This window comes from Methylobacterium sp. Leaf361, from assembly GCF_001424445.1.
Taxonomy (GTDB): domain Bacteria; phylum Pseudomonadota; class Alphaproteobacteria; order Rhizobiales; family Beijerinckiaceae; genus Methylobacterium.
The window spans coordinates 110,543-130,923 of record NZ_LMPY01000045.1; the positions used below are offsets into that span (position 1 = coordinate 110,543).

General features: G+C 69.1%; 18 protein-coding genes, 2 tRNA genes and 3 pseudogenes. 12 read left to right on the plus strand and 11 right to left on the minus strand.

Annotation, left to right across the window (positions count from 1 at the left end; translation table 11 throughout):
• Positions 1–224: 224 nt before the first annotated feature.
• Entirely contained in the window at positions 225–404 is a 180-nt protein-coding gene (locus ASG32_RS24250; protein WP_056531532.1) for a DUF2735 domain-containing protein, read from the minus strand.
• 183 nt (positions 405–587) lie between these two features.
• A complete protein-coding gene (locus ASG32_RS24255; protein ID WP_003600526.1) occupies positions 588–926 on the minus strand; it encodes a P-II family nitrogen regulator in 339 nt (112 codons plus the stop codon).
• A gap of 194 nt (positions 927–1,120) precedes the next feature.
• Here ASG32_RS24255 and ASG32_RS24260 point away from each other — a divergent pair, with 194 nt between their 5' ends.
• Positions 1,121–2,623 (plus strand): bifunctional ADP-dependent NAD(P)H-hydrate dehydratase/NAD(P)H-hydrate epimerase, encoded by a 1,503-nt coding sequence (locus ASG32_RS24260; protein ID WP_056531534.1) that lies wholly within the window; start codon positions 1,121–1,123, stop codon positions 2,621–2,623.
• 28 nt (positions 2,624–2,651) lie between these two features.
• Here the strand turns inward: ASG32_RS24260 and ASG32_RS24265 are convergent, their stop codons facing one another.
• Positions 2,652–4,154, minus strand: a complete 1,503-nt coding sequence (locus ASG32_RS24265; RefSeq protein ID WP_056531536.1) for a multicopper oxidase family protein — start codon at positions 4,152–4,154, stop codon at positions 2,652–2,654.
• A 148-nt stretch (positions 4,155–4,302) separates the two neighbouring features.
• Here ASG32_RS24265 and ASG32_RS24270 point away from each other — a divergent pair.
• From ASG32_RS24270 to ASG32_RS34135, 10 genes are all read left to right on the plus strand, one after another.
• Positions 4,303–4,387, plus strand: a tRNA-Leu gene (locus ASG32_RS24270).
• 131 nt (positions 4,388–4,518) lie between these two features.
• Positions 4,519–5,952: a trigger factor gene (gene tig / locus ASG32_RS24275; RefSeq protein WP_056531539.1), complete on the plus strand. Its 1,434-nt coding sequence runs from the start codon at positions 4,519–4,521 to the stop codon at positions 5,950–5,952.
• A gap of 126 nt (positions 5,953–6,078) precedes the next feature.
• Positions 6,079–6,705, plus strand: coding sequence for an ATP-dependent Clp protease proteolytic subunit (locus ASG32_RS24280; RefSeq protein ID WP_012322036.1), 627 nt, complete (start codon positions 6,079–6,081; stop codon positions 6,703–6,705).
• A gap of 184 nt (positions 6,706–6,889) precedes the next feature.
• Positions 6,890–8,161 (plus strand): ATP-dependent Clp protease ATP-binding subunit ClpX, encoded by a 1,272-nt coding sequence (clpX, locus tag ASG32_RS24285; protein ID WP_020090762.1) that lies wholly within the window; start codon positions 6,890–6,892, stop codon positions 8,159–8,161.
• Positions 8,162–8,407: 246 nt separating this feature from the next.
• Complete coding sequence (gene lon, locus ASG32_RS24290) at positions 8,408–10,834, plus strand: endopeptidase La (RefSeq protein WP_056531541.1); 2,427 nt, start codon at positions 8,408–8,410, stop codon at positions 10,832–10,834.
• A gap of 83 nt (positions 10,835–10,917) precedes the next feature.
• Positions 10,918–11,637, plus strand: a complete 720-nt coding sequence (locus tag ASG32_RS24295; protein ID WP_056531543.1) for an aspartate/glutamate racemase family protein — start codon at positions 10,918–10,920, stop codon at positions 11,635–11,637.
• Between the two features lie 61 nt (positions 11,638–11,698).
• Positions 11,699–11,774, plus strand: a tRNA-Val gene (locus tag ASG32_RS24300).
• A gap of 357 nt (positions 11,775–12,131) precedes the next feature.
• Positions 12,132–12,353, plus strand: a complete 222-nt coding sequence (locus ASG32_RS24305) for a hypothetical protein (protein WP_056531546.1) — start codon at positions 12,132–12,134, stop codon at positions 12,351–12,353.
• Positions 12,354–12,430: 77 nt separating this feature from the next.
• Positions 12,431–12,739 (plus strand): hypothetical protein, encoded by a 309-nt coding sequence (locus ASG32_RS24310; RefSeq protein WP_157862056.1) that lies wholly within the window; start codon positions 12,431–12,433, stop codon positions 12,737–12,739.
• A 148-nt stretch (positions 12,740–12,887) separates the two neighbouring features.
• Positions 12,888–13,133: a hypothetical protein gene (locus ASG32_RS34135; RefSeq protein ID WP_157862057.1), complete on the plus strand. Its 246-nt coding sequence runs from the start codon at positions 12,888–12,890 to the stop codon at positions 13,131–13,133.
• Between the two features lie 307 nt (positions 13,134–13,440).
• Here the strand turns inward: ASG32_RS34135 and ASG32_RS32890 are convergent, their stop codons facing one another.
• The gene (locus tag ASG32_RS32890; protein ID WP_082558038.1) at positions 13,441–14,181 is read right to left on the minus strand and encodes a class I SAM-dependent methyltransferase; all 741 of its coding nucleotides are present in this window, start codon (positions 14,179–14,181) and stop codon (positions 13,441–13,443) included.
• A gap of 556 nt (positions 14,182–14,737) precedes the next feature.
• On the minus strand, positions 14,738–15,055 hold the full coding sequence (locus ASG32_RS24315) for a hypothetical protein (protein WP_170855074.1): 318 nt from the start codon (positions 15,053–15,055) through the stop codon (positions 14,738–14,740).
• A 364-nt stretch (positions 15,056–15,419) separates the two neighbouring features.
• Here ASG32_RS24315 and ASG32_RS24320 point away from each other — a divergent pair, with 364 nt between their 5' ends.
• The gene (locus ASG32_RS24320; protein ID WP_056531549.1) at positions 15,420–16,382 is read left to right on the plus strand and encodes a phytanoyl-CoA dioxygenase family protein; all 963 of its coding nucleotides are present in this window, start codon (positions 15,420–15,422) and stop codon (positions 16,380–16,382) included.
• A gap of 36 nt (positions 16,383–16,418) precedes the next feature.
• Here ASG32_RS24320 and ASG32_RS24325 read toward each other — a convergent pair whose 3' ends face one another.
• From ASG32_RS24325 to ASG32_RS32905, 6 genes and pseudogenes are all read right to left on the minus strand, one after another.
• Positions 16,419–17,342, minus strand: a complete 924-nt coding sequence (locus ASG32_RS24325; protein ID WP_056531551.1) for an alpha/beta hydrolase — start codon at positions 17,340–17,342, stop codon at positions 16,419–16,421.
• On the minus strand, positions 17,343–18,356 hold the full coding sequence (locus tag ASG32_RS24330; RefSeq protein ID WP_056531553.1) for an SDR family oxidoreductase: 1,014 nt from the start codon (positions 18,354–18,356) through the stop codon (positions 17,343–17,345).
• A 125-nt stretch (positions 18,357–18,481) separates the two neighbouring features.
• The coding region (locus ASG32_RS35365; RefSeq protein ID WP_157862125.1) for a cupin domain-containing protein at positions 18,482–18,694 on the minus strand (213 nt) is incomplete at its 5' end.
• A gap of 1 nt (position 18,695) precedes the next feature.
• Positions 18,696–19,133, minus strand: a pseudogene (gene cpsB / locus ASG32_RS32895) (mannose-1-phosphate guanylyltransferase/mannose-6-phosphate isomerase); the annotation flags it as partial.
• 39 nt (positions 19,134–19,172) lie between these two features.
• A pseudogene (locus ASG32_RS32900) lies at positions 19,173–19,775 on the minus strand (sugar phosphate nucleotidyltransferase); the annotation flags it as partial.
• 1 nt (position 19,776) lies between these two features.
• Positions 19,777–20,370, minus strand: a pseudogene (locus tag ASG32_RS32905) (sugar phosphate nucleotidyltransferase); the annotation flags it as partial.
• Positions 20,371–20,381: the final 11 nt, after the last annotated feature.

Consider the following 20,381-nt stretch of genomic DNA (forward strand, 5'->3'; position numbering starts at 1 on the left):
TCCGGCTTCGCCGTTTCCGGGGTAACGGGCTTCCGATCTACCACGTCCTCGGGGTTGGAGCGCGGCGCAGGCCTCGACGGAGGCCTCCGGGGATCGCGCGGACCGCCGGGCGCCCTCTCGAGGCCCGCTGGCGCGGGCACGTCAGGATGAGTGGGTCGGGTGAGGGAGCCCGTCGGGCCTGCTCGACGGCCGCAGGGGCGCCATCGTTCCCGAATTCCTCCGCCTCAGGACTGCCGCGGGCGCTCGTCCTCGCGGATGGCGGCCTCGTGGTACCACGCGCCTCCGCCGAAGCTCGGCACGGGCGCGGGCTTCGCCTCCGGAGCCGCCCGGGCGGTCTCGCGCGCGCGTCGGAACGCGGACAGATCGTAGATCTTGGCGGTCTCGCGCGGGTCCGTGGCGGCCATCGCACTTCCTCCTGCACCGGTTCGAGCGGCCGATCGGGCCGGCCGTTCCCGATGATGTGGGGTGCGGGAAGCGGCGCTCCAGGGCCGGAAGCGCCGATGCCGGACATTCGCGCAGTGCGAAATCTTAGGCAGTGTCGCGCGGTGCGCGGCCGCCGGCGGTCCTGGACCGCGGGCGGGCTCGGGTCAGATCGCGTCCGTGCCGGTCTCGCCGGTGCGGATGCGGATCGCCTCCTCGATCGTCGAGACGAAGATCTTGCCGTCACCGATGCGCCCGGTCTGGGCCGACTTGCGGATCGCCTCCACGGCGCCCTCGACTAGGGCGTCGGACAGGACGATCTCGAGCTTCACCTTGGGCAGGAAGTCGACCACGTACTCGGCGCCCCGGTAGAGCTCCGTGTGGCCCTTCTGACGGCCGAAACCCTTCGCCTCGATGACGGTGATGCCCTGGAGGCCGACCTCCTGGAGCGCCTCCTTCACCTCGTCGAGCTTGAAAGGCTTGATGATCGCTTCGATCTTCTTCATGCCGCTCGGGCCTGCGCTGCGGTACCTGGCATTTCTAACATCCTCGTGACGCCTTCGCCACGCCGTTTTCGTGGCGCGTCCGACCATAGTGCCTATTTGCTGTGCGATGCACGCACATCCTTAGAGCGCTTCACCGGAATCTGGCGCGATTTTAGTCAGGGCTGATCGGTGCACGGGCAGAGGCGGAGACGGATATGCGGTTGCTGACGGTCGCGGCGATGAGGCGGGTCGATGCCGCGGCAATCGAGGGCGGAAAGCCGGGCCTGACGCTGATGGAGGCGGCCGGGGCCGCCGTGGCCGCCCGCGCCCGGGCCCGGCTCCCGGCGGGTGGCCGCGTCGTCGTCCTGTGTGGCCCTGGCAACAACGGCGGCGACGGCTACGTGGCCGCGCGCCTGCTGGCCGAAGCCGGCTACGCGGTCGAGCTCCTCTGCCTCGGCGCGGTGTCGGCGCTGACGGGGGACGCCGCGCTCGCGGCCGCGGCCTGGACGGGGCCAGTGCGCCCGGCCGCGGGCGGCGCGCTGCCGTCCGGCGACCTCGTGATCGACGCGCTGTTCGGCGCCGGCCTGTCGCGCGACCTCGACGGCGCCGCCCGCGCGCTCGTCGAGGCGGTGAACGAGGCCGGGATGCCGGTGCTCGCCGTCGACGTGCCGAGCGGGGTCGACGGCGATACCGGCGCGGTGCGCGGCGCCGCCATCCGGGCAGTGGAGACCGTGACCTTCGTGACCTTCAAGCCTGGGCACCTGCTCCAGCCCGGGCGGGGCCTGTGCGGCCAGCTCAGCCTCGCCGATATCGGGACCGGCCCGGCGGCGCTGGAGGCGGGCCTGGCCGCCCGCGCGCCCCTCGACCGGAACGGGCCCGACCTGTGGGGCCGGGACTTCCCGCGCCTCACTGGCGCGAGCCACAAGTACACCCGCGGCCACGCCCTCGTCCTGTCCGGGCCGGCCACCAAGACCGGCGCCGCCCGGCTCGCCGCCCGCGGCGCCCTGCGGGTCGGCGCCGGGCTCGTCACCGTCGCGTCCCCGACCGCCGCGCTGCCTGAGAACGCCGCCCACCTCACGGCGATCATGCTGCGGCCCTGCGAGAGCGCCGACGACCTCGACGACCTGCTCACCGACGAGCGGCTGAACGTGATCCTGGCCGGACCCGGGCTCGGCACCGGCGAGCCGACCCGGGAGCGCGTGGCCGTCTCGGCCGCGGCCGGGCGCGGCCTCGTCCTCGACGCCGACGCGCTGACGAGCTTCGCCGGCAAGGCGCCGCTGCTCGCCGCCCATCTCGCCGACGGGGACGCGCGGGCCGTGCTGACCCCGCATGCCGGCGAGTTCGCGCGGCTCTTCGACGGGACGGACGCGATGGCCGAGGGCGCCGACAAGGTCGCCCGGGCCCGCGCGGCGGCCGCGCTCACCGGCGCCGTGGTGGTCTTCAAGGGGGCCGACACGGTGATCGCGGCCCCCGACGGCCGTGCGGCCATCAACGACCACGGCAGCCCCTATCTCGGGACGGCTGGGTCCGGGGACGTGCTCGGCGGCCTGATCGCCGGCCTGCTCGCGCAGGGCATGGAGCCCTTCGCGGCCGCCGCGGCCGGCGTCTGGCTTCACGGGGATGCGGGCCTGCGCCACGGGCCGGGCCTGATCGCCGAGGACATCCCCGAGCTGATGCCGGCGGTGCTGCGCGACCTCGTCGCGTCGAGCGGCGGCTGACCCCGCGGCTGACCCGGCGGCTGACCGCTCAGGTGACCTCGAACATCGTCCAGAGGCCGGTGTCCAACCGCTCCAGCACCGTGGCGCTGATCAGCCAGCGCCCCGGATTGTCCGCCAGGAAGCCGATCCGGGCGGTCCGCCCTTCGAGGAGCTGGAACGTGTCGAGCCAGTAGGGCTCCCAGCCGTCGTCCAGGGGGTGGAGCAGGCGGAAGCAGTGGCCGTGCAGGTGCAGGGCCTGCGGGAAGGCGGTCTCGTTGCGCAGGGCCAGCACCACCACCTGGCCGCGCTTCACCGTGAAGATCGGCGCGAGGCCGGCGGTGCCGCTCGCGCCGTTCACCGACCAGATCTTCTGCGGGTCGCCCGTGTAGACCGGGTCGGGCGCGGTGCCGTCCTTGGTGCCGTCCTTGGCCCCGTCCTTACCCTTTGGCACGAAGGCGCCGCCGGTGATCACCACGTCGCGGCGCAGGGCGTTCTGGAGCTTGATCTCGGCCGGCAGGCGCTTGTTCTCGCCGATCGGCCCGATCGGGGGCCGCTTCTCGGTGATCCGGGCGCCCTTGGTGACGACGCTCGCCAGGACCAGGCCCTTGCCGATCAGCGCGTGGATCTCGCAGGTGGCGCCTTCCTCCTCCGGCAGGTCGACCAGCAGGTCGTAGCGGGTGCCGGGCGGGAAGGGCAGGGTCGCCCGCAGGGGCTCGAACGTGTCGGTGGGCTGGCCGTCGACCGCCGCCACGTAGACCTTCACGCCCTCGAACTTGATGCGCGTTGCCCGGGCGTTGCAGGCATTGCCGAGACGCAGGCGGATTCGGGAGCCGGGTCTCGCCTCGAAGGCGCCCGGCACCGGCTTGCCGTTGACGGTCACGAGGTTGCCGAGGCGCCCGTTCGCGGCCGCGAGCGCCGTCTGCCCGAACGGCATGAGGGTGCCGTCGTCCTGGAGCCGCCAGTCCTGCAGGACGACGCTGACGTCGGCGTCGACCGCGGGCGGGTTCGTCTCCTCGACGACCAGCATGCCCGCGAGGCCCCGGCCCGACGGCTCGCTCGCCCCGCCGACGACCAGGGGCCGGATCAGGTAGGAGCCGGCATCCGGCGGCGTGAAAGTGTAGAGGAAGTCGCCGCCCGGCGGGATCGGCGCCTGGGTCACGCCGCCGACGCCGTCCATGGCGTTGACGTTGCGCACCCCGTGCCAGTGGAGCGACAGCGGCTTGTCGGTCCGGTTCTCGACCTTGAGGCGCAACGCCTGCCCGAGCTTCACCCGGACCACGGGCGGCAGGACCTTGCCGTCGAAGCACCAGACCGGCGTCTCGGGCGCGGGGTCCGGCCTGAACCGGGCCTTCCCGGGCGCCGCCGGCAGGGCCGCCGGCGCGGCCGCGGGCTCAGGCTGGACGGGCGCGGATGTCCCCGGCGCGGCGGCCGGCGCCTGCGCCCGCGCGGCCTCCGGCGCGAGCCCGAAGGCCGCCGCGGCGGCGAGCAGGGTTCGGCGCGACGGCGTGCCGGCGCGCGAATCGGTCGGCGGCACGGTGCGGGATGGCGGCATGGGATCTCGGCTGCGGCTCGCGACGGATCCGCTCCTTAGCGGCGCGCGGGCTCCCGCGCCACAGGGGCAAGTTTTTTGCTGCGGGCCCGCCGGCCCATGCTATAGGGCGCGCTTCCGGCGGCCGGCGATGCGCCGGATGTCGGCGCGCGCGGGCGTGGCGGAACTGGTAGACGCGCTGGATTTAGGTTCCAGTGTCGCAAGACGTGGGGGTTCGAGCCCCTCCGCCCGCACCAGGACCTCTGCTGAGGTTGCGGTCCCCTTGGGACCCTCCGCCCCGTACCCGACATCTCGGCATCCCGGTCCGCGCGAGCACGACGCCGGCCCGGCCGGCGAACCCAGGTTTCTTTGAAGAGCGACGACGACGATGCAGGTGACCGAGATCAACGCCCAGGGGCTGAAGCGCGAGTTTCAGGTTCTGCTGGCCGCCCAGGAACTCGAGGAGCGCCTGACCAACGAGCTGTCCGGCATGAAGGACAAGGTGCAGCTCAAGGGCTTTCGTCCCGGCAAGGTGCCGGTCGCGCACCTGCGCAAGGTCTACGGCCGCTCCGTGATGGCCGAGGTGGTGCAGAACGCCGTCAACGAGGCGAACCGCCAGATCGTCACCGATAACGGCCTCAAGCTCGCCCTGGAGCCGCAGGTCGAGTTCCCGACCGACCAGGCCGAGGTCGAGAAGGCGCTCGACGCCAAGGGCGACCTCGCCTTCAAGGTCGCCCTCGAGGTGATGCCGAGCTTCGAGCTCGCCGACCTCTCCGACGTCAGCCTGACCAAGCTCGTGGCCAAGCCCGCCGACGCCGAGGTCGACGAGGCCCTGGAGCGCATGGCCGGCCAGAGCCGTCCGTTCACCGAGCGCGAGGAGGGCGCCGAGGCCCAGAGCGGCGACCGCGTCACCATCGACTTCGTCGGCCGCATCGACGGCGAGGAGTTCCAGGGCGGCAAGGGCGAGGGCATCGACCTGGAGCTCGGCTCCGGCTCGTTCATCCCGGGCTTCGAGGAGCAGCTCGTCGGCGCCAAGGTCGGCGACAACCGCCTCGTGAAGGTCACCTTCCCGGCCGAGTACGGGGCCGAGCACCTCGCCGGCAAGGACGCCGAATTCGACGTGACCGTCACGAAGATCCAGGCGGCGGGCGAGGCCAAGATCGACGACGAGCTCGCCAAGTCCATGGGCATGGAGTCGCTGGAGAAGCTCCGCGAAGCCGTGTCCGAGGCGATCGGCCGGGATTTCGAGGCCGCCTCGCGCCGCCGGCTCAAGAAGGAGCTCCTCGACGCGCTGGACGGCAAGTACGCCTTCGAGCTGCCCCCGTCTTTGGTCGCGCAGGAATTCGCCGCCGTGTGGGCCCAGGTCGAGCAGGACCTCAAGACCCGCGGCAAGACCTTCGAGGACGAGGACACCACCGAGGAGAAGGCCCAGGCCGAGTACCGGAAGATCGCGGAACGGCGCGTCCGTCTCGGTCTCGTGCTTGCGCAGGTCGGCGAGAGCGCCGATATCAAGGTCTCGGACGAGGAGGTGAACCAGGCCCTCATCGCCCGGGTCCGGCAGTTCCCGGGCCAGGAGCAGCAGGTCTGGGACTTCTACCGGAAGAATGCGCAGGCGCTCGCGGAACTCCGCGCGCCCCTGTTCGAGGAGAAGGTCGTCGACCACGTCCTCGGGCAGGTCAAGCTCGTCGAGGAGCCCGTCTCGAAAGAGGCGCTTTTCGCGGACGAAGATGACGACGACACGACCGGCGGCAAGCCGGCAGACAAGGCCGAGGCCAAGGGCGAGTCCAAGACCGACGCCAAGACCGAAGCCAAGGCCGACTGAGTCCCGCTCTGTCCCAGGACGGCGGGCAAGGGTTAGGCGATGGTTAAGCATCGCCGGTGTTCGCTGACATGCCCGGGGCTGCCCTGATTCGCGGCAGCCCCGGGCCTCACTCCGGGGCAGGATGAGATGAGAGATCCGATCGACGTCTACAACAACGCGCTCGTGCCGATGGTCGTCGAGCAGTCGAGCCGCGGCGAGCGCGCCTTCGACATCTACTCCCGCCTGCTCCGCGAGCGCATCATCTTCCTCACCGGCCCCGTGGAGGATTACGGCGCGTCGCTGATCGTGGCGCAGCTGCTCTTCCTCGAGGCGGAGAACCCGAAGAAGGAAATCTCCTTCTACATCAACTCCCCCGGCGGCGTGGTCACCTCGGGCCTGTCGATCTACGACACGATGCAGTTCATCCGCTGCCCGGTGACGACCCTCTGCGTCGGCCAAGCCGCCTCGATGGGCTCGCTTCTGCTCACCGCCGGCGAGCCGGGCCACCGCTTCGCCCTGCCGAACGCCCGGATCATGGTCCACCAGCCGTCTGGCGGCTTCCAGGGGCAGGCGACCGACATCCTGATCCACGCCCGCGAGATCGAGGCGCTGAAGCGGCGCCTGAACGAGATCTACGTGAAGCATACCGGCCGCGACTACGACACGATCCACACGGCGCTGGAGCGCGACAACTTCATGACCGCCGACGCGGCCAAGGAGTTCGGGCTCATCGACGAGGTGATCGAGAAGCGTCCCGAGCCGGCGGCCGCCTGACCGGCCCGCGTCGCCTGACCGCCGCGGCGCGGCCTTGATCCCGCCGCGGCAGCGTGTTTGCATCGAGGTTCGGGCCCTTCGGTCAAAGGCGCGCAGCACACTGTTTCTTTAAACGGGCCCCCTACATTCATGCGATGCGCGTCCGCCCCTTGCCGGCGGCGGACGCGAGGAATCGGAGACCGATATGAGCAAGACTGGCGGCAACGACTCGAAGAGCACGCTGTATTGCTCGTTCTGCGGCAAGAGCCAGCACGAGGTCCGCAAGCTGATCGCCGGCCCCACGGTGTTCATCTGCGACGAGTGCGTCGAGCTGTGCATGGACATCATCCGCGAGGAGTCGAAATCCTCGCTGGTGAAGAGCCGCGACGGCGTGCCGACCCCCAAGGAGATCCGCCGCGTCCTCGACGACTACGTCATCGGCCAGGACTTCGCCAAGAAGGTCCTCTCGGTCGCGGTGCACAACCACTACAAGCGGCTCGCCCACGCGACGAAGCACAACGACGTCGAGCTGGCCAAGTCCAACATCATGCTGATCGGGCCGACCGGCTCGGGCAAGACCCTGCTCGCGCAGACGCTGGCCCGGATCCTCGACGTGCCGTTCACCATGGCGGACGCCACGACGCTCACCGAGGCCGGCTACGTCGGTGAGGACGTCGAGAACATCATCCTCAAGCTGCTCCAGGCCTCGGACTACAACGTCGAGCGGGCCCAGCGCGGCATCGTCTACATCGACGAGATCGACAAGATCTCCCGGAAGTCCGACAACCCGTCGATCACCCGCGACGTGTCGGGCGAGGGCGTGCAGCAGGCGCTCCTGAAGATCATGGAGGGCACGGTCGCCTCCGTCCCGCCCCAGGGCGGAAGGAAGCACCCGCAGCAGGAATTCCTGCAGGTCGACACCACCAACATCCTGTTCATCTGCGGCGGCGCCTTCGCGGGGCTGGAGCGGATCATCTCCCAGCGCGGCAAGGGCACCTCGATCGGCTTCGGCGCGACCGTGCAGGCCCCGGACGACCGCCGCACCGGCGAGATCTTCCGCTCGGTCGAGCCGGAGGACCTGCTGAAGTTCGGCCTCATCCCCGAGTTCGTCGGCCGTCTGCCGGTTCTGGCGACCCTGGAGGACCTCGACGAGGCCGCGCTCAAGAAGATCCTGCAGGAGCCGAAGAACGCCCTGGTCAAGCAGTACCAGCGGCTGTTCGAGATGGAGAACGTCGACCTGACGTTCCAGGACGAGGCGCTGTCGCTCGTCGCCCGCAAGGCGATCGAGCGCAAGACCGGCGCCCGCGGCCTGCGCTCCATCCTGGAGACCATCCTGCTCGACACGATGTACGACCTGCCGGGCCTCGAGTCCGTGGAGCAGGTGGTCATCGGTCCGGAGGTGGTGGAGGGCAAGTCGCGCCCCCTCTACATCCACGGCGACCGCAACAAGGACACGCCCGCGAGCGTCAGCGCGTAGGCACTCGGCAGGGTTGCATCAGGCGCCCGGCCCAGGCCGGGCGCGCTGCGGGGATCGCCTTGAAAACGCGCTTCCTCGCAGCCACCTCAGGCTCAGCGCGGTGGCCGCACGCTCCTTCGAGGTCCGGTCCGCGTCGCCAGCCGCAAAGTTAGCGAAATCCGACCCTCGCGGCCCGGTCGGCACCCGGCTGTAGGCGCGCTCCGTGCATGGGGGCGTCGAACCTGGGCGTCCCTGAGAGGAAGTCACATGTCACAGTCGAAATCGCGCCAGCCGGTGGTCCCGGGTTCGACGGGCACCTACGCCGTCCTCCCCCTGCGCGACATCGTCGTCTTCCCGCACATGATCGTGCCCCTGTTCGTGGGCCGCGAGAAGTCGATCCGCGCCCTCGAGGAGGCCGTCCGCACCGACCGCCACATCCTGCTCGCCACCCAGATCAACGCGGGCGACGACGACCCGGCGACCGACGCCATCTACAAGATCGGCACGCTCGCCTCGGTGCTCCAGTTGCTGAAGCTGCCCGACGGCACCGTGAAGGTGCTGGTCGAGGGTGTCGGCCGCGCCAAGGTCGTCGACTTCACCCGCTCGGACGAGTTCTACGAGGCGACCGCCGAGGCGCTCCACGACGAGCTCGGCGACCGCGTCGAGGCCGAGGCGCTCGCGCGCTCCGTGCTCTCGGAGTTCGAGAACTACGTCAAGCTGAACAAGAAGATCTCGCCCGAGGTCGTCTCCGCCGTGACCCAGATCGACGAGCCGTCCAAGCTCGCCGACACGATCGGCTCGCACCTGCTCGTCAAGATCTCCGACAAGCAGGGCATCCTGGAGACCCCCACGGTGGCGCAGCGCCTCGAGCGCGTGCTGTCGCTGATGGAGAGCGAGATCTCCGTGCTCCAGGTGGAGAAGCGCATCCGGACCCGCGTCAAGCGGCAGATGGAGAAGACCCAGCGCGAGTACTACCTGAACGAGCAGATGAAGGCGATCCAGAAGGAGCTGGGCGACTCCGAGGATGGCCGCGACGAGCTGGCCGAGCTGGAAGAGAAGATCGAGAAGACCAAGCTCTCCAAGGAGGCCCGCGACAAGGCCACCGCCGAGCTGAAGAAGCTGCGCCAGATGTCGCCGATGTCGGCCGAGGCGACCGTCGTGCGCAACTACCTCGACTGGATGCTCGGCATCCCGTGGGGCAAGCGCTCGAAGATCAAGAAGGACCTGCTCGGCGCCCAGGCGCTGCTCGACGAGGATCATTTCGGCCTCGACAAGGTCAAGGAGCGGATCGTCGAGTACCTCGCGGTGCAGCAGCGTGCGAACAAGCTCACCGGCCCGATCCTGTGCCTCGTCGGTCCTCCCGGCGTCGGCAAGACCTCGCTCGGCAAGTCCATCGCCAAGGCGACGGGTCGCGAGTTCGTCCGGATGTCGCTCGGCGGCGTGCGCGACGAGGCCGAGATCCGCGGTCACCGCCGGACCTATATCGGCTCGATGCCCGGCAAGATCGTGCAGTCGATGCGCAAGGCCAAGACCTCGAACCCGCTCATCCTGCTCGACGAGATCGACAAGATGGGCATGGACTTCCGCGGCGATCCGTCGGCGGCGCTCCTCGAGGTTCTCGACCCTGAGCAGAACAGCACCTTCAACGACCACTACCTGGAGGTGGATTACGACCTCTCGAACGTGATGTTCGTGACCACGGCCAACACCCTCAACATCCCGGGCCCGCTCATGGACCGGATGGAGGTGATCCGCATCGCCGGGTACACCGAGGAGGAGAAGGTTGAGATCGCGCGCAAGCACCTGATCCCGAACGCCTTGAAGAAGCATGGCCTCGGGACGCACGAGTGGTCGATCGACGACGATGGCTTGATGATGCTGGTCCGCCGCTACACGCGGGAAGCCGGCGTCCGCAACCTGGAGCGCGAGCTGTCCAACCTGATCCGCAAGGCGGTGAAGGAGATCCTGATCACCAAGACCAAGTCGGTCGCGGTGACCCCGGACACCCTTCCGGTCTTCCTCGGCCCGCCGAAGTTCCGCTACGGCGAGATCGACGCGGACGATCAGGTCGGCGTGGTGACGGGTCTGGCCTGGACCGAGGTCGGCGGCGAGTTGCTGACGATCGAGGGCGTCATGATGCCTGGCAAGGGCAAGATGACGGTCACCGGCAACCTGAAGGACGTGATGAAGGAGTCGATCTCGGCGGCGGCGAGCTACGTCCGCTCGCGGGCGATCGATTTCGGGATCGAGCCGCCGCTGTTCGACCGGCGCGACATCCACGTTCACGTTCCGGAGGGGGCGACCCCGAAGGACGGTCCGTCGGCCGGCATCGCCATGGCCACCGCGATCATCTCGACGCTCACCGGGATCCCGGTCCGTCGCGACGTCGCGATGACCGGCGAGGTGACGCTCCGCGGCCGGGTTCTGCCGATCGGCGGCCTGAAGGAGAAGCTGCTCGCCGCGCTGCGCGGCGGCATCAAGACGGTGCTGATCCCCGAGGAGAACGCCAAGGACATCGCCGAGGTGCCCGACAGCGTGAAGAACGGGCTGGAGATCGTGCCTGTGTCGCGGATGGATCAGGTGTTGGAGAAGGCGCTGGTCCGTCAGCCCGAGGCGATCGAGTGGGAGGAGCCGCTCCCGGTGGCCAAGCCCGCCCGGACCGAAGAGGACGGCGCCGCCTTCGTGGCGCACTGAGCCGCCCGATCGATTGAGACGAGCCCCCGGTGCCCCGAGCCCCGGGGGCTTTTTCATGCGCGGACGCGAGCGCGGAGGCCCGGATGCGCATCCTGCTGATCAACCCGAACACGAGTGCGCACGTCACCGATCTCGTCGCCGGCCATGTCCGCACTCAGCTCGGCGGCCGTGCGGAGCTGCGCGCCGTCACCGGCCGGTTCGGAGCCCGCTACATCGCGAGCCGGGCGGCGGCGGCGATCGCCGGCCACGCGGCCCTCGACGCTCTCGCGGAGCACGGCGCCGGCTGCGATGCGGTCTACCTGGCCTGCTTCGGTGATCCGGGCCTCCTCGCCCTGCGTGAGCTGTTGCGGGTACCGGTCATCGGCATGGCGGAGGCGGCCTGCCGCGAGGCCGCTGCCTCCGGTCGCTTCGGGATCGTCACCGGGGGCGCGGCCTGGGAGCCGATGCTGCGGGAGTTCGTGGCGGCGCTCGGCCTCGCCGACGCCCTCGCGGCCCTCCGCACGGTGGCTCCGAGCGGCGGCACCATCGCCCGTGACCCGGACGCGGCCCTGGAGATCCTCGCCCAAGCCTGCCGCGCCTGCGCGGGGGCCGGCGCCGAGTCGGTCATCCTGGGCGGTGCCGGTCTGGCCGGGCTCGCCGCGCGGATCGCTCCGCAGGTTCCCGTTCCGGTGATTTGCTCGGTCGAGGCGGGGACCCGCGCGGTTCTGGCCGCGGGCGCATTCGGGCAGGCCCCGTCGAGGCCTGACCCTGTCGAGAGCACCGGCCTGACACCCGCGCTGGCGACGCGGCTCATCGATCCCTGATAAGGATCCGGGGTGCGGACCCTTGCACCGGACCGGGACCATGCCGTAACGGTCGCCAGCCGGGCGGTTAGCTCAGTTGGTAGAGCGTCTCCTTTACACGGAGAGGGTCGGGGGTTCGAGTCCCTCACCGCCCACCAAGATTGTTTCTCGTTTTCCATTGTTTGCTGATGTGAGGCCGGCAAATTCCGGCCTCAACAACTGTTCTGACGGCGCCTTACGGCACCGTGGTTCCGGCTAGGCCGCGGCCCACAGGAGAGGACTGGTGAAGCCGCGGTCGACGGCTCGAGCGCCTCGGTCATCTTCTGGCCGTCGCGCTTGCGCTGCTGCGCCTCCACGGCCCGGTCCTAGGACACGCCGAGCCGGACCGAGCTGGTGCGCCTCAAGGGCGAGATGAAGGCGCTGGAAAAGGTCTCCGTCCAGAAGAGATGCGGGATCCAGTTCGAGCGGCAGGCTGCCCGCTGACCGGCTTGGCGGGGCGTGCTAACCTAAGCCGCATGCCCCGCTGGCTTCAATTCGCCCTCGGCCTCGTCACGCTGATCGCGCTCGCCGCGGGCATCGTGCGTACGCTCGTGCGTCACATGCCGGACGCGGTCGCATCGTGGCTCGGGTCGTGGCCTTACGAGGCGTTGATCCTGCTGCTGGCCGTCAGCGTCGTGGCGATCATCGTGCGGGCCGCCCAGGGCTATCGCTCTCCTCGATCTGATAAGGTGCGGTAATGCTCCGCCGGCTCGCGATCCTCCTCCCTTTGCTCGTCTCCACGGTCGCGCACGCTGCGGGCCCCGGAGCCAGGGCGGTGGGCACCTTCGAGCACCAGGAGGACGGCTACGAGCAGGGCGTCGAGGTGAAGGCCGCGGGCGCAGCCGGCTTCACGGCCCAGTTCTCAACGGGAACCAAGGGCTGCGGCGGTGAGGTGACGATGAAAGGGCGGCCGACCGGACCCGACACGGTCGTCTTCCGCAAAACCGAAGGTGGGCAAACCTGCCGGATCACCGCCCGCTACGCTTCGGATTTCCGGTCCGTCGTCCTGGAAGAGCAGGGCTGCACGATGTGGCACGGCGCCTCGTGTGAGTTCCAAGGGACGTTGAAGCGAACGGGACGCTAGCTGCCCCGCTACGATGCGGCGCGCCTGTGGAGGCATCGATAAATCTGGCGAGGGCGAATATCAGTACTAGGACACAATTTGAGAGTGAGCCTGTTGCAAAAACAGGAGGATCTTCGGATGCTTCGCCCTGATTCGAGGGCGGGCTCGCGTGTCGATGGCGTTCAATCAGATTTTATTTTCGATTTTTGTGTATCTAGGTGCCGCTATTTGCGGGGCAGTGGTGGGTGGAATACTGGGTTTTCTCGTCGGTGCTTGGTATGTTGACATCATGAAGGTAACTCAGCGCGAGGGCACGGCCGGCTATATGGTCGTTTTGCTTTTCACGCCAATCGGGGCGTCCTTGGGAGCCGTTGCTGCCCTCGTCGCGCTGGTAATTCGTCGTCACTATTATTGATGAGTTCAATCAGGCATTGTCGGGCGCCAACTCGACCTGGCTGAACTGCCGCGCGCACTGCGCCACACCTTCGCGACGGGGGGCCATGAGGGCGGGCGTGCCGTTCGGCAAGGTTGCTCGAGCGCTCGGCACCAACGAGCAACTCGTGGAGCAGGTCTATGGCCACCACCTCCCGGAGCATCTGCGCGGCGTTGTGGAGACCGTGTCTCGGGGCGGTCGGGCGGAAGGCAGACAGGAACTCCGTCGAAAAGCGACACAGGATCATGCACATAAGTGCAGAATAATAACCTTAATTACGGCTTAAATATTACTTTTGCCGCGCTTTTATCACATGTTGAACTGAAAAAAGGGCGGGCGCGATCCTGCAGAGCTGGCCGAGCACAAAACTCTTCTGATCTTGAGGGAGAAAGCGAAAGGGCGTGTAGCGGTATACGCCCATCCAACCACCCGCGGCGCCGCGAATATCTTCAACTTCATATCCCGCCGCCTCGAACAAACGACGTACACTCCTGCGCGTGAACCATCGGAGATGTGTAGCATCCATTATCCCGGTTGGCTTGTAGTTAAAATTTCCGAATAATAATTGCGCTCTTACGCTCCAATGCGCAACATTTGGAATAGAGGCCAGCACGCGACCATCTGGCGCCAGCGAATTTTTTACTTCTCTCAACATTTCTGCTGGGTCTACAAGATGCTCTAAAACATCTGCAAATAAGATGTAGTCAAACTTTCCGTTTCTTTGTGCGAAAGTTTGATCATAAACACCAGTGATGACATTTAATCCTTCTGTGCGCGCTTGCTCGGCTCTCTCGGGATGAGGCTCAACGCCAACTACATCAAGAGACAGCGCGTCTCTCAGTGTGGATGTGATCGTCCCTGTTCCGCATCCAACATCTAATAGCTTTTTATTTTTTTTCATAAACGAAATCAATAATCCCGTGCTTTCGTATCGATTATTGTTTCTGCTGTTATACCTCAGAGAAGAAACATTTTGTTTGCTGAGTCCGGCGACGGCCTCGCGAGTATGTGTCATGTTCAGAAACTCCATTCTGTCGCCTGCGTTGTTATAGGCATTTCTGGAATCGGCTTAGGGCCGATCCGTCAGCAGATTTTGAAGCTCAAAAATATGGAAAAATTAGCATTCATGAGTGACAAATAAACAAACAACAGTCAAGAAGTCAGAGGTCCGCCAATAGGGTTTTTCAATCGTCCATAGGTCTATGCGAGAGCTTGCCGACAAGCTGGCCGAGATCCGCGCCGGGGTCGCGCAGTTGTAACGGACTGCGGCGATAGAGACGATGGCGACAAGGCCGAAGCCGTCGAGCGACAAGCCGGGTGCGAGGACCGCGTGACCAATTACGGGCCGACATGGGTGCGCTGTAGAACACAGGGAGCATCCGACGAACCGGCCCGGAACAGGTCTCCGGATATTTTCCGGAAACGAAGGCCCGACGGGGCTCCGGATGGCCCGCTACGTTTTTTCCTGTGCCGTCGCTCTACGGCCTGGGAACGCCAATCCTTCCACGGAGAGGGTCAGGAGTTCGAGTCCCTCACCGCCCGCCGGCGCTCCGGCGCCGGCCTCCGTCGACGGTGAGGGCGGGCGGCTACCGGTAGCCGCCGTTCGGCAGCCGTCCGTGATACGGCGTGTTGCGGCAATGGCCCCACGGTCCGCGCCAGTAGCCGGGCGGGCAGCCGTTCCCCGCTCGCACCTGATACCAGCCGCCGGGCAGCGGACCGACATAGGGCGTGCTGCGGCAGTGGCCCCAGGGGCCGCGCCAGGCGCCCGGCCCACATCCCCCCGCCACGAGCGTGATCGGCGCCGCGAGGCCCGGATCGGCCACGACCGGCATCGCCTGCGCGGCCGAGACCGGCAGCGCCGCCAGGGCTACGGCCGCGGCAGCTTTCGTTAAGATATTCATCATCACTCTCCGGGAAATCGGTCCGTATTGATCGCCCCGATCTTTCACAGAACTCATCAATACCTCCCGCAGATGCATTAAATATCGGCCATGAAAGAAAATGGTTCCGAAAATGCGATCAATCCGATGCATTGGCGCGGCGCTTCCGCGCCGGCATCGCCCGTCAGCGGGAGCGCCGCTGGCGACCGGCAGCCGCGTCCGGCCCCGGAAAGAGCTGCAACCGGAAATCTCAACCGGAGGTGGTTCATGATGAAGCTGAAGGCAAATGCCTGAGGCCGTGACGCTCAGTCATACCTAAGAATCGGTACTGTAAGCCTCTGAATAGACGTGGGCATCTTCGCGGAATCACTTCGAAGCGGAGGGTGCGATGCCAGTCACGATTCCGGATCGCCTGGGGCTCGGCGTCGCCGATGCCGGGAACGGCCTCTCCGCCCGCGCGGCCGAGGCACGGTCGCGGCTCATCCGCTGGATCGTGGGTAATCGCGCGCAGGCGCGCGTCCCGACGCGGATCCTGACCGACGACGAGATCGCCGCGTTCCGGCGCGACGGGTTCGTCACCGTCCCGGCGATCTCCACCGCCGAGGAGCTCGAGACCCTGCGCGGCGCCTATGACCGTCTGTTCGAGGAGGCGCGCGGCTGGAAGGACGGGAGCCTGTTCGACCTCGTCGACGTCGACCGCGGCGCCAGCGAGGCGCGCTCGCCCCAGCTCCTCAACCCGTCCCGCTTCGAGCCGCTCCTCCGGGACATCCTGTTCCGGGCCAACGCCCTGGCCATGTCGCGCCAGCTCCTGGGGAACCGCGCGGCCCTCGTCTTCGAGCACGCTATCCGCAAGCCGCCGAAGATCGGCGCCGCCACCGCGTGGCACCAGGACGAGGCGTTCTACGCCGCCTACACGAATTACCGGGCGATCACGGTCTGGATGCCCCTGCAGGACGTCTCGCCGGAGAACGGCTGCATGCTCTACGTCCCGGGCAGCCACCGGGAGCCGCTCCTCCCCCATCGCAGCATCGGCGGCGACCCGCGGATCCACGGGCTCGAGGCCCTCGGCGTTCCGGTGGAGCGCGCGGTCCCGTGTCCGCTCCCGGCGGGCGGCGCCACCTTCCACGATTGCCGGACCCTGCACTGCGCCGGGCCGAATCTCAGCGCCGGACCGCGGCGCGCCTACGCCCTCGGCTTCGGGGTCCGCGCGCCGGAGCACACGCTCTGCCACGAGCATCCCTGGAACGCCGAGAAGCGCACGCTGCGGCAGGAGCGCGAGCGGCAGGCCCGCGGCGGGCTGGCCCGGTTGAAGGCGGGCGCCAAGCAGCAGATCAAGGCGCTCATCCGCTGAGGGAGGCCCCGCCCGCGGGGCTCGTGACCGGGTCCGTCAGGCCTCCGACCGCACCGCCAGGGCCGCGCGCACGACCGCGTCGGTCTGCAGGTGGTGCAGCATGTGGCCGGCCCCCGGAAGGGACTCGAACCGCGCCCCGGGGATCAGGCCGGCCGCGCGCCGGCCGTGCAACTCGGTGTTCACCACCAGGTCGGCGCTGCCGCCCAGGATACGGGTGGGCCGGCGCAGGGACGGGTAGCCGAGGACGCTGCGCGCGAGCCCCGGCCAGAGCCAGCCCGCATCCTCGCCCTCGGCGGTGATCTGCGCCGGGCGACCCGCGAGGGCGAAGGGGAAGTCCCGCGCGAAGCGCGCCGGCATCGCCTCGGGGAAGAACATCGCGTTCCACAGGAGCGGGAGCAGCGCCCGGTCGCTGCTGGCGCCCAGGAACGCCGACAGCGCGTCGCCGCCGAACGGCAGCGCCCGCGGCCCGAACAGCACCTGCTCCAGCCGCGGCTCGGGGAAGCAGATCGGCGCGAGGGCGACGATGCCGGCCACCTCGTCCGGATGGAGCATGCCGTAGGCGAGGGCGACGGCGCCCCCGAACGAGTGGCCCAGGATGACCGGGCGCTCCAGGCCGAGGCGCCGCACCGCCTCCCGGATGGACGCCGCCTGATCCCAGATGTCGGCGCCGCCGCCGCGCGGCCGGCGGCTGAAGCCGTGGCCCGGGCGGTCGACGGCGACCACGCGGAAATGCTCGGCCAGAGCCGGCACGGGCCCGAGCCAGACGTCCTCCAGGCACATCAGCGTGCCGTGGATCGCCACGAGATCCGGCCCGGCGCCGGTCTCCGCGTAGGCGATCGTCCGGTCGTCGGCCAGGGACACGATCCGGCGCGGCACGATCCGGGGATCGGCCTCGGTGCCGGTCCCGGCCTCCCGCGCCGGTCGGGCGGGGCCGGGCAGGGTCTCCGTCGCGACAGCCATTTACAGGCGCCGCCGGCGCCCGGACGAGGTGCCGAGCACCGCGAAGGCCGTGGCCGCGCCGACGCCGAGGAGGCCGGCCGCCGCCGCGAGGGGGTGCAGGGTCGCGCGGGTATAGGCGCTGGTCCGCATGACCGGGACGGGCGGGTCGCCCCGCGTCTCGCCCGCCGAGACCGGCGCGTGCAGCGCGCCGTCCGGGTTGCGGGGCGCGCTCCGGCGCTTCTGGAGCGCGATGATGGCCGGGCCGAGATAGTCGTAGGCGCCGGGCGCGAATTCCTTGCCGGCCACGAAGGCCTTGCCGGCCCCGCCCACGAAGATGTCGCGCTGCGGGTGGACGGCCGCGTGCAGGATGGCGTTCGCCACCTCCTCCGGCGGGTAGATCGGCGGCGGCAGGCTCGGCTCGCGGTCCATGTAGTTGCGCGCCCGCTGGGGCAGGGGGGTGTCGATCGAGGCGGGCTTGATCAGCGTCACCGAGATCGGCGCGTTCTCGTCCATCAGCTCCATGCGCAGGGCGTCGGTGAAGCCCTTCACGGCGTGTTTCGAGGCCGCGTACATGCCCTGGAACGGGAAGGCGAGGTCGGAGGCGATGCTGCCGACGTTGATGAGGGCGCCGCCGTGCTGGCGCAGGTGCTCGGTCGCCACGAGGGAGCCGTAGACGGTTCCCCAGAAGTTCGTCTGGATCAGGCGCTCGTGGTCGGCATCGCTGATCTCGCGCAGCCGGCCGTAGATCGAGCCGCCGGCCACGTTCACCCAGGTGTCGAAGCCGCCGAAGGTCGCCTCGGCCCGGTCGGCGACCGCCTGCACGTCGGCCCGCCGGCCGACATCGGCGACGACGTCGATCGCCTTGCCGCCGACGCCCTCGATCTCGGCGCGGATGCGCGCCAGGGCGTCGCCGCTGCGCGCCGCCAGCACCACCCGGGCGCCGCGCTCGGCCGCCATCCGGGCCGTTGCGAGACCGATGCCCGACGAGGCGCCGGTGATCACGATGACCTGCTCGCGGAGCGGCTTGTGCTTCATGCGGTATCCCCGACGCTGCGGCGCGGCCGCACGGGAGCGGCCACACGCTAGGCTATCGATCGGGGTGGCCGCATGTTCCGGGCGCGCCTGCGGGTGATCGGGTCGCAGGCTGCCCGGCCGGGCGCTCAGCGGCCGTAGATGTCCTCGACGCGGATGATGTCGTCCTCGCCGGTGTAGGAGCCGACCTGGACCTCGATCAACTCCAGCGGGATCTTGCCGGGGTTGGCCAGCCGGTGCATCGAGCCGATCGGCAGGTAGACCGCCTCGTTCTCGTGGACCAGCACCACCCGCTCGTCGATCGTGACCTCGGCGGTGCCGCGCACCACCACCCAGTGCTCNCGAGCCGATCGGCAGGTAGACCGCCTCGTTCTCGTGGACCAGCACCACCCGCTCGTCGATCGTGACCTCGGCGGTGCCGCGCACCACCACCCAGTGCTCCGCCCGGTGGTAGTGCTTCTGCAGCGACAGCCGCCCGCCCGGCACCACCTGGATCCGCTTCACCTGGAAGCGCTCGCCGAGGTCGATCCGCTGGTACCAGCCCCAGGGCCGATACATCCGCAGGTGCGCGTCCGCCTCCGGTGCGCCCTGCGCCCGCAGGGCGCCGACCAGCTCCTTCACCTTGCCGGAATGCGCCTTGGACGCCACCAGCACCGCGTCGGGGGTCGAGACCACCACCACGTCCTCCAGGCCCACCACCGCGGTCAGGCCCTCGCCCTGGCTGTGCACGAGGCTGTTCTTGGTCCCGATCAGCGACACCCGGCCGCGCACGGCGTTGCCGGGTCGCAGTGAGATCGATCAGCAATTCCTCTGGCATGNCGAGACCACCACCACGTCCTCCAGGCCCACCACCGCGGTCAGGCCCTCGCCCTGGCTGTGCACGAGGCTGTTCTTGGTCCCGATCAGCGACACCCGGCCGCGCACGGCGTTGCCGGCCTCGTCGTGGTCCAGTACCTGCCAGACCGCGTCCCAGGTGCCGACATCCGACCACGCGAACGACACCGGCAGCACGCCGGCCCGGGCGGTCCGCTCCATCACCGCGTAGTCGATCGAGATCTTGGGCGCCTGGGCGAAGGCCGCCGCGTCGAGGCGGACGAAGTCGAGGTCGGTCACCGCCGCCTCCAGGGCCGCGCGCGCGGCCGCCAACACCTCGGGGACGAACGCCTCCAGCTCGGCCAGCATCAGGTCGGCGCGGAACAGGAAGTAGCCCGAGTTCCACAGGGCGCCGTCGGTGATCAGCGCCTCGGCGCCGGCCCGGTCSGGYTTCTCGACGAAGCGGGCGACGCGGGCCGCGCCCTCGGCCTCGGCGATCGGCTCGCCGCGGCGGATGTAGCCGTAATCGGTGGCCGGCCGGTCGGGCTCGATGCCGAGCGTCATCGTGTAGCCGGCCTGGGCGCCGGCGGCCGCGCGCCGCACGGCGTCNCAGGGCGCCGTCGGTGATCAGCGCCTCGGCGCCGGCCCGGTCCGGCTTCTCGACGAAGCGGGCGACGCGGGCCGCGCCCTCGGCCTCGGCGATCGGCTCGCCGCGGCGGATGTAGCCGTAATCGGTGGCCGGCCGGTCGGGCTCGATGCCGAGCGTCATCGTGTAGCCGGCCTGGGCGCCGGCGGCCGCGCGCCGCACGGCGTCSACGAAGGCCGCCGTGTCGGGCACGACGTGGTCGGCRGCCATGATCAGCACCACGGCCTGCGGGTCGCTGGCGGCGGCGTGCAGCGCCGCGACCGCAACGGCGGCGGCGGAGTCGCGGCCCTGCGGCTCGAGCAGGATGTCGGCGGAGAGACCGAGCTGGTCGCGCTGCTCGGCGACGATGAAGCGGGCCTCGGCCGAGGCGATGACGGTGGGCGTGGCGAAGACGGTGGCGTCCGACACCCGCGCCAGCGTCGCTTGGAAGGTCGAGCGCTCGGCGTCGACCAGACGGGCGAACTGCTTGGGCATGCTCTCCCGCGAGGCCGGCCACAGCCGCGTCCCCGTCCCCCCGCACAGGATCATCGGGTGGATCTGGATCGAAGGTCGGGACATGGTGACGTCTC